This is a genomic window from Chamaesiphon sp. OTE_20_metabat_361 (assembly GCF_031364565.1).
On sequence record NZ_JANLWO010000839.1, the window covers coordinates 1 to 1,845 of the forward strand.

Annotated in this window: 1 protein-coding gene and 1 pseudogene; both read left to right on the forward strand. The window is 47.5% G+C overall.

What is annotated here, in order from left to right; genetic code table 11:
• Positions 1-1,055, forward strand: a 1,055-nt coding sequence (gene murD, locus RMO35_RS23515; protein WP_309744894.1) for a UDP-N-acetylmuramoyl-L-alanine--D-glutamate ligase, incomplete at its 5' end; no start/stop codon positions are given.
• A 320-nt stretch (positions 1,056-1,375) separates the two neighbouring features.
• A pseudogene (locus tag RMO35_RS23520) lies at positions 1,376-1,845 on the forward strand (PAS domain-containing sensor histidine kinase); the annotation flags it as partial.

Sequence of the window (1,845 nt, forward strand, 5' to 3'; positions counted from 1 at the left end):
GCGATATTCCCTGGGTGGCGATTACCGGAACTAATGGTAAGACGACTACCACAGCTCTAGTTGATGCGATCTTTCAGGCGGCGGGATTGGAGACGATCGGGTGTGGTAACATCGGGTTTGCTGCTTGCGAACTAGCATTGCTCGAAACTAAGCCAGCTTGGATTATTGCCGAACTCAGTAGCTATCAAATCGAGTCTACTTTTACGCTCAAACCACAAATCGGGGTATGGACGACACTCACTCCCGATCATTTAGCTCGTCATAAAACTGTTGATAAATACGCCCAAATCAAAGCTAAATTACTTCGCAATTCACAGCATCAAATCTTCAATGGTGACGATCGCTATCTCCACGATCTCGGCGCATCTGATTGGCATGAAGCAACTTGGACGAGCGTAAAAGGACAACAAGATTTGCGGGGCAATCCCAAATGCGGGGTCTGGATTGCCGATAGTTGGGTATATTTCCGAGGTGAAAAAGTATTACCCGTTGCATCACTAAAAATGCCTGGAGATCACAATTTGCAAAATCTCTTAATGGCTGTGGGTGTAGCTAAATTAGCCGGAATCGAGAATAGGGCGATCGCCAAAGCTGTCGCTAGTTTCCCTGGGGTTGCTCATCGCCTCGAATATATCTGCACCTATGCAGGAGTAGACTATATTAATGATAGTAAAGCGACTAATTATGATGCCGCCGATGTGGGATTGACAGCAGTCAAAGCACCAGTAATTTTGATTGCAGGTGGCGAAGCTAAAGAAGGCGACGATCTGGCATGGTTGGAGACAATTAAACAAAAAGCCGCCGCAGTATTATTAATTGGGAACGCTGGCACTCGATTTGCCGATCGATTAAAGTCTATCGGGTATCCTCACTATGAAATCGTCGAGACGATGAAAAATGCCGTGACTCGATCGAGCCAACTTGCCACACAGCATCAAGCCAAGGTGGTGTTATTATCCCCTGCTTGTGCGAGTTTCGACCAATATACTAGCTTCGAGCATCGCGGCGATGATTTTCGGCAATTGTGTCAGCTCCTAATTAGCAATCCTGACTAAAAATCGCTCCAATTTCTCCTGCCAATCTCTAACTAGAGCACGACAGATCGAGGGATCGATCGAAAAAATTATTACCTCTTACCCATTACCCATTACCCATTACCCATTACCTCTTACCTCTTACCCATTACCTCTTACCTCTTTGCCAATGACACTCGATCTCCGAGCCATTCAAGCGTTGGCGTAGCCTACCGTTAGGTAATCGCTGTTATAGTAGGAGTGAATACAGACTTAGATCTGTAAGTGCATGAGTATGGATGCGGAGCGTCACCACACAACATTTCTCACCAATATCCTCTTCACCATCCCCTATCCCTGTCATGCGAGCCATGTTCGACAAATTGCGCGATATCATTCGCCATTGGTGGATGGAGTTCACACTCCAGACTAAACTGATGGGAGCAGCCACTTTGGCGGTGTCGTTGATTGTCAGTGGCTTGACTTTTTGGGCAGTAAATACCATTCAAGCCGATGCGCGGATCAATGACACGCGGTTTGGTAGAGATTTAGGACTGCTGCTGGCGGCAAATATTGCCCCCCAGATCGCGGAAAACGACCTAACTAGCGTCGCGCGGTTCTCCAATCGGTTTTATCACAGCACATCGAGCCTGCGGTACATCCTGTATGCGGACGATTTGGGGAGTATTCGATTGGGGATTCCTTTTTCCGAGTCAGAAGTCCAAAATTCCCTAATGATCGAGCGGCGGATTCATTTACCCGAAAGTAACGGACGCCGCGATCTGCCTTTAGTCCGCCAACACCAGACACCCGAAGGGATCGTGACTGATGT